This is a genomic window from Achromobacter sp. 2789STDY5608621 (genome assembly GCF_001299375.1).
GTDB lineage: Bacteria > Pseudomonadota > Gammaproteobacteria > Burkholderiales > Burkholderiaceae_B > Achromobacter > Achromobacter insuavis.
In genome coordinates this window covers 62,743-77,983 of record NZ_CYTU01000019.1, presented here as the reverse complement: position 1 = coordinate 77,983, position 15,241 = coordinate 62,743, and the positions used below count along the sequence as shown (strand labels likewise).

The 15,241-nt window shown below is 68.9% G+C and carries 14 protein-coding genes; 6 read left to right on the top strand and 8 right to left on the bottom strand.

The window, feature by feature from the left end:
* A partial coding sequence (locus tag AOZ53_RS18560; RefSeq protein ID WP_054488835.1) for a cache domain-containing protein occupies positions 1-1,087 on the bottom strand: 1,087 nt, incomplete at its 3' end.
* A 315-nt stretch (positions 1,088-1,402) separates the two neighbouring features.
* On the opposite strand from AOZ53_RS18560, the gene AOZ53_RS18555 reads away from it, so the two are divergent.
* The 3 genes from AOZ53_RS18555 to AOZ53_RS18545 all read left to right on the top strand — a co-directional run bounded on the left by AOZ53_RS18555 (position 1,403) and on the right by AOZ53_RS18545 (position 4,179).
* Positions 1,403-3,490, top strand: coding sequence for a carbon starvation CstA family protein (locus AOZ53_RS18555; RefSeq protein ID WP_054430635.1), 2,088 nt, complete (start codon positions 1,403-1,405; stop codon positions 3,488-3,490).
* Positions 3,491-3,507: 17 nt separating this feature from the next.
* Complete coding sequence (locus AOZ53_RS18550) at positions 3,508-3,720, top strand: YbdD/YjiX family protein (RefSeq protein WP_085943770.1); 213 nt, start codon at positions 3,508-3,510, stop codon at positions 3,718-3,720.
* Positions 3,721-3,852: 132 nt separating this feature from the next.
* Complete coding sequence (locus AOZ53_RS18545) at positions 3,853-4,179, top strand: DMT family transporter (RefSeq protein WP_054430634.1); 327 nt, start codon at positions 3,853-3,855, stop codon at positions 4,177-4,179.
* A 42-nt stretch (positions 4,180-4,221) separates the two neighbouring features.
* Here the strand turns inward: AOZ53_RS18545 and AOZ53_RS18540 are convergent, their stop codons facing one another.
* The gene (locus AOZ53_RS18540) at positions 4,222-5,085 is read right to left on the bottom strand and encodes a DMT family transporter (protein WP_054430633.1); all 864 of its coding nucleotides are present in this window, start codon (positions 5,083-5,085) and stop codon (positions 4,222-4,224) included.
* A gap of 116 nt (positions 5,086-5,201) precedes the next feature.
* Here AOZ53_RS18540 and AOZ53_RS18535 point away from each other — a divergent pair, with 116 nt between their 5' ends.
* On the top strand, positions 5,202-6,596 hold the full coding sequence (locus AOZ53_RS18535; protein ID WP_054430632.1) for an aminotransferase-like domain-containing protein: 1,395 nt from the start codon (positions 5,202-5,204) through the stop codon (positions 6,594-6,596).
* 25 nt (positions 6,597-6,621) lie between these two features.
* On the opposite strand, the gene AOZ53_RS18530 is transcribed toward AOZ53_RS18535, so the two are convergent.
* A complete protein-coding gene (locus AOZ53_RS18530) occupies positions 6,622-7,812 on the bottom strand; it encodes an MFS transporter (RefSeq protein ID WP_054430631.1) in 1,191 nt (396 codons plus the stop codon).
* A 93-nt stretch (positions 7,813-7,905) separates the two neighbouring features.
* The gene (locus tag AOZ53_RS18525) at positions 7,906-8,607 is read right to left on the bottom strand and encodes a DAPG hydrolase family protein (protein WP_054488833.1); all 702 of its coding nucleotides are present in this window, start codon (positions 8,605-8,607) and stop codon (positions 7,906-7,908) included.
* 115 nt (positions 8,608-8,722) lie between these two features.
* Between AOZ53_RS18525 and AOZ53_RS18520 the strand changes: the two genes are divergently transcribed.
* Entirely contained in the window at positions 8,723-9,379 is a 657-nt protein-coding gene (locus AOZ53_RS18520; protein WP_054488830.1) for a TetR/AcrR family transcriptional regulator, read from the top strand.
* Positions 9,380-9,534: 155 nt separating this feature from the next.
* A complete protein-coding gene (locus AOZ53_RS18515; RefSeq protein ID WP_006395275.1) occupies positions 9,535-10,086 on the top strand; it encodes a Dps family protein in 552 nt (183 codons plus the stop codon).
* Positions 10,087-10,176: 90 nt separating this feature from the next.
* Here AOZ53_RS18515 and AOZ53_RS18510 read toward each other — a convergent pair whose 3' ends face one another.
* From AOZ53_RS18510 to msrB, 4 genes are all read right to left on the bottom strand, one after another.
* Entirely contained in the window at positions 10,177-10,677 is a 501-nt protein-coding gene (locus AOZ53_RS18510; RefSeq protein WP_082385678.1) for a hypothetical protein, read from the bottom strand.
* Between the two features lie 203 nt (positions 10,678-10,880).
* Entirely contained in the window at positions 10,881-13,664 is a 2,784-nt protein-coding gene (locus tag AOZ53_RS18505) for an autotransporter family protein (RefSeq protein WP_054488826.1), read from the bottom strand.
* A 534-nt stretch (positions 13,665-14,198) separates the two neighbouring features.
* Complete coding sequence (gene msrA, locus AOZ53_RS18500; protein WP_054460948.1) at positions 14,199-14,894, bottom strand: peptide-methionine (S)-S-oxide reductase MsrA; 696 nt, start codon at positions 14,892-14,894, stop codon at positions 14,199-14,201.
* Between the two features lie 37 nt (positions 14,895-14,931).
* Positions 14,932-15,241, bottom strand: a 310-nt coding sequence (msrB, locus tag AOZ53_RS18495; protein WP_082385677.1) for a peptide-methionine (R)-S-oxide reductase MsrB, incomplete at its 5' end; no start/stop codon positions are given.

The window sequence follows — 15,241 nt, the reverse complement described above, 5'->3', positions numbered from 1 at the left end:
CCGGCCGGCCCTGGGTCGACAGGCGCACGGCCAGCGGGGCCGCGCCGTGCTGGCTGGCGCCGGCGAATTCGCGGCCCAGGTGTTCGAGCGCGGCCGGCAGGCCCAGGTCGTCCAGCAGGGTGGGGCGCAGGTTGTGCGAGATGCGGCGCACCTCGCCCACGGCGGTGTTGAGGCGGTCGAGCGCGCCGCCCAGCGGCGTGTCGATGTGCGCCAGCGCGCGCGGCTCGGCCCCCAGGGCCTGGCGCAATCGCTCGCGCGCGGCCTCCAGCGCCAGCTTGATCGACACCAGCACCTGGCTGATGCCGTCGTGCAGTTCGCGCGACAGGCGGGCCCGTTCGTCTTCCTGCGAGCGCACCAGCTGCTGCGCCATCAGCCGCAGCTTGGCGTCGGACTGGCGGTGGTCGCTGATATTGAGCGCCAGGCCGCAGGCCGCCACCCCCAGGATCGAGACCGCCGCGATGCCGGCGACCCAGGCGAACATGTCGCGGATGTTGGACTGGGCGGCGGCGTCGATGTGCGCCAGGGTCTGCTCGACGTCGTCCAGGTAGATGCCGGTGCCCAGCATCCAGCCCCAGCGTTCCAGCACCACCACGTAGCCGAGTTTCTCCACCGTCTGGTGGGTCGAGGGCTTTTCCCACAGGTAGTGCACCGCCTCGCCCTGGCTGCCGCCGCGGCGGGCCGCCGTCAGCAGGTTCTGGATCACCGGCTGGCCGCGGGTGTCGCGCAGGCTCCAGAGGTCCTGGCCGACCAGTTCCGGCTGGCGCGGGTGCATCAGGTTCTTGCCGTGCAGGTCGTAGACGAAGAAATAGCCGTCGTGGCCGAACTCCATCTGCGCCAGCAGCGCCAGCGCGCGCTCGCGGGCGGCGTCGCCGTCGCTGGCGTCCTGCAGCGGGGCGATGGCGCTGTAGGCCAGGCTGACATAGTGGCGCAGCTCGCTTTCCTTGCTGCCGAGCCAGGCGCTTTCCACCACTTCCTTTTCGCGCTGGGCCAGTTGCAGGCCCTGCACGTAGACGGCCACGGCGATGGCCGCCAGCGCCACCAGCAGGGGGACGGCGGCCAGCAGCAGGATTTTCAGGCGCAGCTTCATCAGGGGATTTGTATCAGCGCGGCAAGCGCGTGTTGCGGTGCATCAAGGGTATCGGGCCACGCCGGACGGGCGGGTGTGCCGCCGATTTTACGATCGCGGCGCAAATATGCTGCGGCGCTTTCCGTAGTACCACGTAGCGCGATTGCGTAGTTCCGCGCTTGTTGCGTCCAGGTCAAACCGAAATACTAACGCCCGCGTCGACCGGACGCCGCGTGGACGTTCGCGTCCGCCACCCTACAACAATGAGTCTGCCCACCCGCGGGACGAAAAAAGCGTTGCACGCCAAAAGCATGGCGGGAGGCAAGAGGAGCACTTATGCATACCAGCAGTAAGGGACTGGGTCAGCACCTGGTCTGGCTGGCGGTTGCGGTATTGGGCGCGTTCGCGCTCGGCACCGTGGCGCTGGCCAGAGGGGAGACCATCAATGCGCTATGGGTGGTGATTGCCGCCGTCTGCGTGTACTTGATCGCATACCGCTATTACAGCCGCTTCATCGCCAACAAGGTGTTCCGCCTTGATCCGACGCGCATGACGCCGGCCTGGAAGCACAACGACGGCCTGGACTACGTCCCGACCAACAAGCACGTGCTGTTCGGCCACCACTTCGCTGCCATCGCCGGCGCCGGCCCCCTGGTCGGCCCGGTGCTGGCCGCGCAGATGGGCTACCTGCCGGGCATGCTGTGGATCCTGGCCGGCGTGGTGTTCGCCGGCGCCGTGCAGGACTTCACCATCCTCTTCATCTCGACGCGCCGCGACGGCCGTTCGCTGGGCGACCTGGTCAAGTCCGAGCTGGGCAAGATCCCGGGCGTGATCGCGCTGTTCGGCGCCTTCATGATCATGGTCATCATCCTGGCGGTGCTGGCGCTGATCGTGGTCAAGGCCCTGACGCACTCGCCGTGGGGCACCTTCACGGTGGCCGCCACCATCCCCATCGCGCTCTTCATGGGCGTGTACCTGCGCTACATCCGCCCGGGCAAGATCGGCGAAGTGTCCATCATCGGCTTCGTCGGCCTGATGGCCGCCATCACCTTCGGCCAGGACGTGGCCGCGCATCCGGTCATCGGCCCGATGTTCGACTTCGACGGCAAGGGCCTGACCTGGATCCTGATCGTCTACGGCTTCATCGCCTCGGTGCTGCCCGTGTGGCTGCTGCTGGCCCCGCGCGACTACCTGTCGACCTTCCTGAAGATCGGCACCATCGTCGGCCTGGCCATCGGCATCGTGGTGGTCGCGCCCGAGCTGAAAATGCCGGCGCTGACGCAGTTCGTGGACGGCTCCGGTCCGGTGTGGTCGGGCAACCTGTTCCCGTTCCTGTTCATCACCATCGCCTGCGGCGCGGTGTCGGGCTTCCATGCCCTGATCTCGTCGGGCACCACGCCCAAGCTGATCGAGAACGAAACCCAGGCCCGCTACATCGGTTACGGCGGCATGCTGATGGAATCGTTCGTCGCCATCATGGCGCTGGTGGCCGCTTGCGTGATCGAGCCGGGCATCTACTACGCCATGAACAGCCCGGCGGCCGTCATCGGCACCACGCCCGACCAGGTCGCCCAGGTGGTGTCCAGCTGGGGCTTCGTGATCACCCCGGCCGACCTGGTGCAGACCGCCAAGGACGTCGGCGAGAGCACCATCATCTCGCGCGCCGGCGGCGCGCCGACGCTGGCCGTGGGCATGGCGCATATCCTGCACCAGGCCATCGGCGGCCCCAGCATGATGGCGTTCTGGTACCACTTCGCCATCCTGTTCGAGGCGCTGTTCATCCTGACGGCCGTGGACGCCGGCACCCGCGCGGGCCGCTTCATGCTGCAGGACCTGCTGGGCACCTTCGCTCCGTCGCTCAAGCGCACCGAGTCGCTGCCCGCCAACCTGATCGCCACCGGTCTGTGCGTGGCGGCCTGGGGCTACTTCCTGTACCAGGGCGTGGTCGATCCGCTGGGCGGCATCAACACGCTGTGGCCGCTGTTCGGCATCGCCAACCAGATGCTGGCCGCGATCGCGCTGACGCTGGGCACCGTGGTGCTGTTCAAGATGAAACGCGACCGCTACGCCTGGGTCACCGTGCTGCCCACGCTGTGGCTGCTGGCGTGCACCCTGACCGCCGGCTGGCAGAAGCTGTTCCATGCCGACCCCAAGGTCAGCTTCCTGTCGCACGCGGCCAAGTACAACGCCGCCATCGCCGAAGGCAAGGTGCTGGCCCCGGCCAAGTCGCTGGCGGAAATGTCGCGCGTGGTGCTGAACGACTACATCAACGCCGGCCTGTGCGCGATCTTCATGTTCGTGGTGGTCAGCATCGTGGTGTTCGGCATCCGTTCGGTGCAGCGCGCCCGCGCCGAGAACCAGCCGACCGCGCGCGAAACGCCCTACGAAACCCTGCCGGCCCCCGTCGCCGCGGGCGCGGACTGACGCAAGGAGGCGCCGCCATGCTGTTTTCCAACATGACTTCGGCGGCCGGCGCCGCCGGCCGCTACCTGGGCCAGACGCTCAGGCTGATGGTCGGCGTGCCCGACTATGAAACCTACGTCGAGCACATGCGGCGCACCCATCCCGACCAGGAGCCGATGAGCTACGAGGACTTCTTCCGCGAGCGGCAGGACGCCCGCTACGGCGGCAAGAAACGCATCGGCTGCTGCTGACGGAACCCGAGGGTCCGTTGACCGCAACGCAACAGGCGCCGGCTTTGTCCGGCGCCTTTTTTCTGGCCGGCCGCGGCCATGCCTTACGGTATATTCCGCTTTTTGGTGCGTCGCAATAAAAAGGGGAACGGCATGGGATGGATCTATCTGGCGCTGGCGGGGGTGGCGGAGGTGTTCTACGCCGCCGCGATGCCCAGGACCGACGGTTTCACCCGGCTCGGCCCCAGCCTGTTCTGCATTCTGTTCATCGGCATCAGTATGTACCTGCTGTCGCTGGCGACGCGCACCATCCCGGTCGGCACGGCCTATGCCGTGTGGGTCGGGATCGGCGCGGTCGGCACTGCCGTGTATGGCTCGCTGTTCCTGGGCGAGGACCGCAGTTTCCTGCGGCTGATGTGTTTCGTCCTGATCATTTCGGGCATCGTCGGCCTCAAGGCGCTGGCGCCCGCCAAGGACTGAGCGCGGCGCACCGCGCCCCGCCTGGCCTGGCGCGATGCGCGCTCAGCGGGCGTGCTTCTTGGCCCCGGCCACGCAGATCACGGCGGCCAGCGTCACCAGCAGCATGCCCCAGCTGACCTGCTCGTGCAGCAGCAGCGCCGCCAGGCCCAGGCCCATGAAGGGCTGGAACAGCTGCAACTGGCCCACCGCCGCGATGCCGCCCTGGGCCAGGCCGCGGTACCAGAACACGAAGCCGATCAGCATGCTGAACAGCGACACATAGGCCAGGCCGATCCAGCCGGCCGGGGTGACCTGCGCGAACGAGGGCGGCCAGGTGAGCAGCGTCAGCGGCAGCATCACCGGCAGCGACAGCACCAGCGCCCAGCTGATGACCTGCCAGCCGCCCAGCGTGCGCGACAGCTTGGCGCCTTCGGCGTAGCCCATGCCGCAGACCACGATGGCCGCCAGCATCAGCAGGTCGCCCTTGAGCGACACGTCCAGGCCGCCCGTCAGCGCGTAGCCCACCACGAAGGCCGCGCCCGCCACCGAGAACAGCCAGAAGGCCGGCTTCGGCCGTTCGCCGCCGCGCAGCACCGCGAAGATGGCGGTGGACAGCGGCAGCAGGCCGAGGAATACGATCGAGTGCGCCGAGGTGACGTGCTGCAGCGCTAGCGCGGTCAGCAGCGGAAAGCCCAGCACCACGCCGATGGCTGTCAGCGCCAGCGCGGGCAGGTCCGCGCGCCGCGGGCGCGGCTGGCGCAGCAGCCGCAGCAGGGCCCAGCCCAGCAGGGCGGCGATGGTGGCGCGGGCGCCGGTCAGGAAAATGGGATCGAGTTGCGCCACCGCCACCCGGGTCGCCGGCAGCGAGCCGGCGAAGATCGCCACGCCGATGAAACCATTGATCCAGCCGCTTGTCGCCTTGTCCATCCACTGCTCCGCGCAAAGCGTTCAGTGAATCATCCGGGCGCCGGATTCCCCAGAGACAGTCCAGTACAATTTAAAATAACTGTTATGCAAAACAGTCCAGTACGGATGGAGGCGAAATGACATCAGGCGGCACCCGGATCGAGGCGGTCATGGCGCAGGTGCGGTCGCGCATCGCATCGCGCGCGTATTCGCCGGGCGCGCGCCTGCCGTCGGTGCGGGCGCAGGCCGGCGCGATGGGCCTATCGGTGTCGACGGTGGTGGAGGCCTATGAGCGGCTGGCGGCGGAAGGCAGCATCACGTCGCGGCCGGGTTCGGGCTTCTACGTCGCCGGCCCGGTGGCGCCGCTCGCGCTGACCGAGATCGGCCCCAAGCTGGACCGCGAGATCGATCCGCTGTGGGTCTCGCGCCAGTCGCTGGAGGCCGCGCCCGACGCGCTGCGGCCCGGCTGCGGCTGGCTGCCGGCCGACTGGATGTACGAGCCGGGTATCCGCCGCGCCTTGCGCGCGCTGGCCAAGGCCGATTCGGTGGCGCTGACCGAATACGCCACGCCGCTCGGCCATCCCGGGCTGCGCCAGGTGCTGTCGCGGCGCCTGGCCGCCGCCGGCATCGAGACGGCGCCCGAGCAGCTCATGCTGACCGAGTCCGGCACCCAGGCGATCGACCTGATCTGCCGGTTCCTGCTGGAGCCGGGCGATACGGTGCTGGTCGACGATCCCTGCTATTTCAATTTCCACGCCTTGCTCAAGGCGCACCGCGCCCGCGTGGTCAGCGTGCCATACACGCCGAACGGGCCCGACGTGGCGCGTTTCGAGGCGGCGCTGCGCGAGCACGCGCCGCGCCTGTACATCACCAATTCGGGCATCCACAACCCCACCGGCGCCACGCTGTCGCCACTGGTGGCGCATCGGCTGCTCAAGGCCGCCGACGGCGCGGGGCTGGTGATCGTGGAAGACGACATCTTCGCCGACTTCGAACATGCGCCGGCGCCGCGTCTGGCCGCCTTCGACGGCCTGTCGCGCGTCATCAAGATCGGCAGCTTCTCCAAGACCGTGTCGGCCTCGCTGCGCTGCGGCTTCATCGCGGCGCGGGCCGACTGGATCGACAGCCTGGCCGACCTGAAGATCGCCACCACGTTCGGCGGCGGACGGCTGGCGGCCGACGTGGTGTTCCGCACCCTGACCGACAGCGGCTACCGCAAGCACATGGAGTGGGTGCGGCAGCGGCTGGCCGAGGAGCGCGACAACGCCACCGCGCGCCTGCGGGCGCTCGGCATCGTGCCGTGGCTCCAGCCGAAGGCGGGCATGTTCCTGTGGTGCCGGCTGCCGGCCGGCATCGACGCCGCGACGGTGGCGCGCGCCTGCCTGCGCGACGGCGTGGTGCTGGCGCCGGGCAACGCCTTCAGCGTGTCGCTGAGCGCGGGCGACTGCCTGCGCTTCAACGTGGCCCAGTCCACCGATCCGCGCGTGTTCGAGACGCTGGCGCGGGCGCTGGCCATGGCGCGCAAGGCGTGAGCCGTCCCGCGGATCCGTCCGCGCGCTAGGAGTTCTTGGCCGGCGCGTCCCGGCGCGCCCGTTTCTCGGCGGCCAGCACCAGCGGAATGGCGCAGGCCGCGCACAGCGCCATCACCAGGAAGCCGCCCGGCGCGTAGCCGCGATACAGCGCGCCGCCCAGCTGGATGCTGCCGAACATGAACACGCCGCCCGACAACAGCGCATAGAGGGCGATGGCCGAGGTCTTGCAGGCCGCCGGCACGCGGCGCGCGATGTACCACATGATGGCGGCATTGTTGCCGGCCAGCGTGAAGCATTGCAGCACCTGCAGCGCCGCGATCCAGGCCGGGTCGGTGGTGGCCGACAGGCCGGCCCAGCGCAGCGCCGTCATGGCGGCCGAAACCAGGATCAGCCATTGGGCGCCGATCCGCGCCAGCACCTTGGGCGCCAGGAAGAAGAACAGCACCTCGCTGGCCACGCCCACCGCCCACAGCATCGATATCAGCGCCGTCGACAGGCCGCGGTCGGTCCAGTAGAGCGTGGAATACGAATACAGGAAGCCGTTGCTGGCCTGCACCAGCGAGGCGGCGCCGATGCACAGCAGCAGCGGCCGGTCGCGCAGGATCTCGCGCATCGGCAGCCGCACGCGCTCGGCCGGCGCCTCCTCGGCGCTCGGGCGGGCGGCCTGCGGCAACAGGCGCACGCAGGCCAGGCAGGCGACGATCAGCAGGATCGACAGCCACATCACCCAATCGGCGTCGAAGGTCTTGATGAGGTAGCCGCCGGCCACCGTGACCAGCGCGAAGCCGAGCGAGCCGCAGGCGCGGATGATGGTGTAGGAATTGCCCTGGCCGCGGCCGCTGGCGATGGCCATGCGGTCCAGCAGCGGCAGCACCGCCGGGAACACGGCGTTCAGCAGCAGGGTGACGGCGAACAGCCAGGCGGGCGCCGCGCTGAACGGGTAGCAGATGAACAGCGCCAGCGAGGCGGCCAGCGCGGCGAAGATCAGCCCGTGCGCGCCGCCGCGCTGGTCGGCCACGTGCGCCACCACCGGCGTCGACAGGATCTTGGGCAGGAACGAGGTCGCCACGATCAGGCCGATCAGCGCCGGATCGAGGCCGCGGCTGGCGAACCACAAGGGAAGGAACGGGATGCTGACGCCCTGCAAGCCGTAGTACAGGAAGTAGAACCCATGCAGGGCGATAGCGCCTTGCCGGGCGTCGGGGTTGCCGCGCATAGCGATGTGACAGGAGTGTGGCCGGTGTGAAGCGCCGTAGCATACTCCTTCCGCCGGGCCGGCTCCGGCCCCGTTGCCCGGGGCCCGGCGGCGCTACCAGGGCAGGGGCGCCGCCTCGCCGTTGGCATGCTCGCCGTAATAGATCGACGGCAGGAAGCGCGACAGGAAGGTGAACTCCGTATAGCAGTGGCGCAGCAGGTTCAGCCCGAGCGCGTCCGGCACCTCCTGTTCCGGCCGCTCGCTCGACAGCCCCAGGTAGAAGCGGCTGCGCAGCACGCAGCCGAACGGCGTGTCGCGCGTCAGGTGGATCATCTGGCCGTCCATCGGATCGCCGTCCGCGTCCAGCTGGACGTGGTCGCCGAAGCCGATGCGGGCGTAGACGGCCGCCGACACGTCCTGCTTGTCCTGGGCCGCGCGCAGGCGCTCCGCGTCGAAGGCTTCGGCGGGCGCATGGAACTTCAGCCTGGCCGCCACCGGCGGCAGGTCGGCCAGCGATTCGACCGCGTGGATCGAGGCGCCGATGTAGTTTTCGCCACGGAGCCAGGCGCCGTCCCAGCCGCGATGCTCGACGTGGTCCTGCGGATGCCACCACTTGATGTGCTGGGTGGTCTGGAAGAACTTGAACCACCAGTCGAACATGCGGCCCTTGCAGCCGTGCAGGTCGGTGCGCGCGGCCACCACCAGGCCGCCGCCGGGCAGCCGCGTGATGCCGGTTTCGAGGTGTAGCGGCGCGGGGTCGAGCAGGGTGTCCATGTCGGCGGCGATATGCGCCATGTCGGGGTGAGAGGGAGTCATCGTGGCGCTTTCCGGTAACGGGGAAAGCGGATTCTACAATAAAGAAACGTTATTCGTTTCCAAAATAATCGCAGCGTGTAAGATCGCACCTCAACCACAGGAGCATCGCCCGACCATGGCATCGTCCCCCCCGCCGCGTCCGCGCGGCCGTCCCGCCCGGCCCGACGCCGAACTGCGCGCGGCCGCGCTGGAGGCCGCCACCTGGCTGCTGCTGAACGAAGGCTATGCGGCGGCCACGCTGGAGGCGGTGGCCAGGCGCGCCGGCATGGCCAAGAAGACCGTCTATCGTTTCGCCGCCAACCGCGAGGACCTGGTGGCGCAGGTGGTGCGCGGCTGGACCGACACCTTCGTGCCGGTCATGGCGCAGGAGGTCGGCGGCGCCGCCGACGTGCTGTCGGCGTTGGCGCGGGTGCTGCAGGCGATCGCCGACCGCGCGCTGTCGGCCGAGGCGGTGGGCATGTTCCGGCTGTTGACCGCCGACTTTCCGGCGCGCGCGGCGCTGCTGGCCGTCTACCAGGAAAACGGCATCGAGCGCGGCACCGCGCTGCTGGCCGGGTGGTTCGAGAAACTCGCCGCGCGCGGCTTGATCCGTATCAAGGAACCGCGCGCCACGGCCGGCCTGCTGCTGGCCATGACCATCGCCGAACCGCTGCGGCAGATGGCGCTGGGACTGGCGCAGCCACTGCCGCAGGGCTCGATCGCGGATCGCATCCAGGCTTGCGTGGCGCTGTTCTCCGGCCAGGGCAGGGTGTTCGAGGTTCTGCCGGACTAGTGCCGGCGTCACGCCCGTCGGGGCGGTGGCATTCAGCCTGGCGCCAGCCGCGCGCGGCCTTTGCCAAAGCGCGCCCACGGCATTACCCTGGAAAGTCGCGGTGTGAACGATCGCGCCGCGCGTGTTTTCCGAATCATTTCCAGGAGCTGCGATTCATGGCCAAGAAACTGAATGAGAAGACCACCAAGGCGGCGAAGACGCTGCGCAAGCGCCCGCTGGCGACCCCCACCGATCTGGCCGCCGCCGCCACCCGCGATATTTCCGCGGTGTTGAACCAGGTGTTGGCCGATGTGTTCGCGCTGTACCTGAAGACCAAGAATTTCCACTGGCACGTCAGCGGTCCGCACTTTCGCGATTACCACCTGCTGCTGGACGAGCAGGGCGACCAGCTGTTCGCCATGACCGATCCCATCGCCGAACGCATCCGCAAGATCGGCGGCACCACGTTGCGGTCGATCGGGCATATCTCGCGCTCGCAGCGCATCGCCGACAACGATGCCGATTACGTCCAGCCGCTGGACATGCTGGCCGAGCTGCGCGAAGACAACAAGACCCTGGCGGCCTCGCTGCGCGAAGCCCACAACGTCACCGACGAGCATCGCGACATCGCCAGCTCCAGCCTGATCGAGAACTGGATCGACGAGACCGAGCGGCGCACCTGGTTCCTGTTCGAGGCCAGCCGCCAGGGCGACAGCACGGGCCATTGAGCGGCGTTTGCGGCCATTCCCGGCCCTTGTATCGGGGCCGGGAGATGGGCGGACGGGTGATGGCGGGACGAAGGTCAGGCCGCCGGCGCGTCAGCCCTCGCGCCCAAATCCGCCGCGGGCCCATTCCGAGGCCCGCTGCACGCTCAGCTTGTAGGTGGGCGCCACGTGGATTTCGGCCAGCTGTTCGCCGGATTCGTCATAGGCGCTGAGCACGGCATAGGGCTCGTCTTCGTCGGGAACGATATCCAGCTTGACGGTCAGGCGGCCGGCGGCCGCGTCGATCTTCACGCTCTTGTGCAGCGTCGCGTGCAATTGCTGCTCGTGACGGCGCAGGACTTCGTTGGCGGTCTTGACCAGGGTGTGGAAGGCGGGGGCGTCGAGCGGCTTGGGGTTCTTCTTGTCGCGGCCCATGGTCCATGGGCCCACCAGGGCCGGTTCGGCCTGTCCGTCCAGGGTCATCTCGACGGCCCAGCCGTCGTCGTCTTCGTTCTTGATGATGCGGGCGGTCCAGCCATCATCGCGCCACAGCGTGGCTTGGTGTTCCTTGCGGTATTCGGCGTCGCCGTCGTCCGGCATGCGGGTGTCGTTCACTACGGTGCTTTTCCTGGGTGCATGGGTTCGCGGCCTCGCGGGCGCGGTTGCCGCGCCAGGCCGAAGAGATCATGGGAGAGCAGGGCGGAGGTCCGGATGCCCGGATGATTCCGTCTGCCCCCCGCACTGTAGCGCAATGCGCGCGGGCGTTCCCGGCGCGGCGGGCGCCGCGGTCGCGACGCCCGCGTGCTTGCGGCGCTGTCCTAGAAGCGCACGGCCAGCTTGAGCAGGCCCGACTGCTGGCGGTTGCCGCCGCCGAACTGCGCGTCATAGGCGACGCCGGCGGTGGTGTTGCGGGCGAGCGCGATTTCAGCGCCCAGCCCGACCACCGCGGCGTTCTTGGCGATCGGCACGCCGCGCACCGAGAACGTGCTGCCGCCGTCGAAGGCCAGTTGCTGGCTGGGCGTGATGTCGCCCATGGCGTGGCGCCAGCCCAGCGAGGCGGTCAGCCGGCCCGGCGCGCCGCTGGACTCGAACTGCCAGGCGCCGCGCACGCCCAGCGTGCTGCTGGTCACGCCGTCGGTGCGGCCCTTGCCGCGCAGGGCGGCCGATCCGCCCGATTCCTCGAAATCACGCGTGCGCAGCTGGTTCCAGGCCAGGCCGGCATAAGGTTCGATGCTGTAGGCATCGTTGAGCGGCAGGTGGTAGCCGAGTTCGCTGAACAGCTGCGTCGACGAGGCGCGGTAGGACGACTCCAGGCGCTGGTTCAGGCTGCCGGCCGCGACGTCGCGCTTGGTGTTGATGTCGTGCCAGGTGTAGGCGGCGCCGGCCATGAAGCGGATGTGGCCCGGACCGGCCTGGAAATTGCGGCCGCCGAACAGCGAGGCGGTGTAGCTGTCGACGTCGGTGCGCGAGGCGGAATCGGTGAGCGAGCTGTGGCTGCCGGTGTAGCCGACCGCGCCGCCCAGGCGCCAGCCGCCGCCGACCGCGCCATCGCCGCCGACGAACAGGCCGCCGGACGATTGGTTGACGCTCGAGGCGTTGCCGTCGCCGGCGAAGGTGCTCCAGTTGCCGAAGACCTGCGCCCAGACCGGCGAGGCGCCGCTTTGCGGCAGCGCATCGCCCGACGGCGAGCCCAGCTGGGCCGTCGGCTGGCCGGCGCGCGCCGGCGCGTCGAGGTTGCCGCGCAGGTGGTCGAGCGGCAGCGCGCGCACGGTGTCGGCCTGGCTCTGCAGCACGGTGGCGGTGCTGGCGTAGGCCTCGCCGGACAGCTGCTTCAGGGCCGAGCGGGCCTGGTCGGGCGTCATCGTCAGCACCGCCGTCGTCACCTGGCGGGCGCCGGTGCCGGCGGCCGCGGCGCTGCCGCTGCCGACTACGGACGAGCCGTTGCCGGCGGTCGTCGAGCCATTGCCGCTGGCGGCCGAGCCGTTGCCGCTCGCGGGCGGATCTGCCTGGTCCAGCGCGCCGCCGACGCTGGTTTCGTTGCCGGTGCCGCCAATGCTGCCGATCGGCACGTCGTTGCGCGTCAGCGTCATGAAGGCGTTCTTGGCGTCGTAGCTGAGCGTGGGGGTCAGGAAGGCGTAGGCGCTGGAGGCGCCGGTGAAGCGGCCCTGGATGCCGCCGTCGGCCGTCAGGATGTTGTAGGTGGTGCGCGGCGCGTAGTTGCCGGCGGGGCCGACGTGCGCCACCGTGCCGTCCAGCACGGCCACGCCGGTGACGTGGATGCGATCGCTGGCGCTGCTGGCCGGATCGGCGTGCACGCGATAGACGGTGTCGGCGCCGAAGGTCAGGTTGCCGTTGATCGTCAGCGTGCCGATGGGCGAGCCGTCGTTGCCCGGGGAGATCACGGCGGTGGGGTAGAGCGTGGTGGTGCCCAGCTGGCCGACGCCGGCCAGCACGACTTCGCGGCCGATATCGACCGGGCCGTTCAACTTGCCGTCGATTTCCAGCGCGCCGTCGGCGATCAGGATGGGGCCGCTCAGCCCGCTGCTGTCGCCGGTCAGGATCAGCGATCCCGGGCCGGTCTTGACGAAGCCCTGCGTGCCCTGCAGCGAGTTGTGGATGGTGTCGACGAATTGGCCCGAGGCGTAGGTGCCGTCGCCGACCACCAGGGCCGGCGGGTTGCCGCCGCTGCCGACCAGGGTGATGGGCGCGCCCTGCACGGTGTAGCGGTCGGTGGCGAACTGGATGCCCGAGACGCGCACCGGGCCGGCGACGCCATCGACGGTGACCGTGCCGGCCGCGCCGGTGAAGATGGCATAGCCGCCGTCGGGCAGGGCGCCGGTGGCGTTGGTGGGGCTGTTCCAGTTGCCGCTGGCGGCGCTCCAGGTGCCGTTGCCGCCGCCGGCGCGCGTGGCGGACGCCGCGCCGTTGCCGTTCCACAGGTTGGTGGTGCTCGGGCCGAGGATGAGGTTGATCTGCTTGTCGCCGGTCAGCGACTGGATGGTCGCCGCGGGCTGCGAGTCGCCGGTGACGGCGCCCAGCGTCAGGCCGTTGCCGCTCAGGGTGCCGCCGTACGACAGGATGCGGTAGTAGCCGGCGTTGGTGCCCAGGGTGTTGACCGACACGTTCAGGGTCGTGTTGTTCAGCGCGACGTTGCCGCCGACCGTGATGTTGTCGCCGGTGCCGGGCTGCGTGATGGGCAGGCCGGCGTAGCCGGTCTCGAAATCGAACACGGCGTTGTTCATCGACAGGTCGCCCCGCACGACGAGGTTGCCGTTGGACACGCCGGTCGGCGTGCCGACGGGGTAACCGGGGGCGACGCGCGCGCCCGTTACGTTGAGGTTGCCGTTGATGGCGCCGAAGCCCGAGACGGTGCCGTTGGCGGCCGCGTTGACGTTGCCGGTGAGGGTGACGCCGGCGCCGCCGCCGTTGCCGCCGACCACCAGGGTGCCGCCGTTGACGTCAACGCCGCCGGGGAAGGCGGCCGAGCCGTCGAACACCTGCGTGTTGCCGGGCGCCACCGTCAGGTCGGCGGCCATCGCGGCGCCGCAGGAGGTACTCAATGCGACCGTGGCCGTCAGCCACTTGTGGGTGCCGTATTTCAAGACTGGGGTCCTTTTTGTCTCGGCCCACGGTCCGGATGCCATGCAGAATCGCCAGCGGAAATCGTGTTTCCGTTTGCTGAAATATCCTGTATGGATTGGAGTGGGCGGTGGAAAAAGGACGCAATTTATACCCGCTTTTTTGCAAATTAAAAAACTGCCTGAAAGATACCATCCGGGGCGCCGGATTTCAGCATTTTGGATACCAACCAATTGTTTTTATTGGGGTTTTGGATACGGTCCATATTATCAATATGGCGTGAATTGATACATTCGATATTATCTGTCAGGCACGATAAATGCTGATTTTCGATTTTAAGAATCGGCGCGGTTTTGATTATTTATCCTGCTTATCGAGGCGCCGAGGAAAAACGTCAAGACGCGCGTTTTTACGGCCATCGCGACAGCGCGTCCTCGGCTGCATGGCGTGCAACGGCAACGGCGGCCGCGCGTGGTGCGGCCGCCGGCGCGGCAAGCCCCGCCGACGGCCTCCAACGACAGCCCTGTCCGCCAGCCGCCTGCGGATTCACCCGCTGTCTACGGATTCACCAGCACCGGCTTGTCGCGATACGTCGCCGGGAAGGTCTTGGCCAGGTTCTCGACCTTGGGCGCGTCGTTCACCATGATGTACATGCTGTACGGGTGCCGCACCAGGTAGTCCTGGTGATAGCCCTCGGCCGGGTAGAAGCCCTTGAGCGGCTCGACCGTGGTCGCCAGCGCCTTGGGGTAGACGCCGGACTTGTTCAGTTGGGCGATGTAGGCCTCGGCCACCTTGCGCTGGTCGTCATTGGCCGGGAACACCGTCGAGCGGTACTGCGTGCCGCTGTCCGGACCCTGGCGGTTGAGCTGGGTCGGGTCGTGCGCCACCGAGAAATAGATCTGCAGCAGCTGGCCATAGCTGACCTGCCTGGGGTCGTAGGTGATTTCCACCGATTCGGCGTGGCCGCTGCGGCCGCCGCTGACGGTGTCGTAGTCGGCGGTGGAGGCCTGGCCGCCGGCGTAGCCGGAAACCGCCGAGGTGACGCCCTTGACGTGCTGGAACACCGCCTGCACGCCCCAGAAGCAGCCGCCGGCGATCACGGCCTTTTCCTGTGGCGCGCCGACCGCCGCGTCGAGCGCGGGCGGCGGAATGATGAAAGCGGTCTCGGCGGCGCTGGCCGTGCCGAGGGCGAACAGGGCGCCGGCGGCGGCCAGCGCGGCCTGGCGGGCGCGGGAGAGGGGACGAAGGGGCATGATGCGCAATCCTCGGAAAAAAATACGCGGGCCGCAATCAGGCCTGCGGGGTGAAACTCATGGCCACGCCGTTCATGCAGTAGCGCAGTCCGGTCGGGCGCGGGCCGTCATCGAAGACGTGGCCCAGGTGGCCGCCGCAATTGCTGCAATTGACGGCGGTGCGGGTCATGCCGAAGCTGCGGTCTTCCAGCGTGTCGACGGCGTGTTCCAGCGGCTGCCAGAAGCTGGGCCAGCCGGTGCCGCTGTCGAACTTGGTGGTCGACGCGAACAGCTTCTGGGCGCAGCCGGCGCAGGCGAAGGTGCCGGCGCGGTGTTCGTCGTTGAGCGGGCTGGTGTAGGGCCGTTCG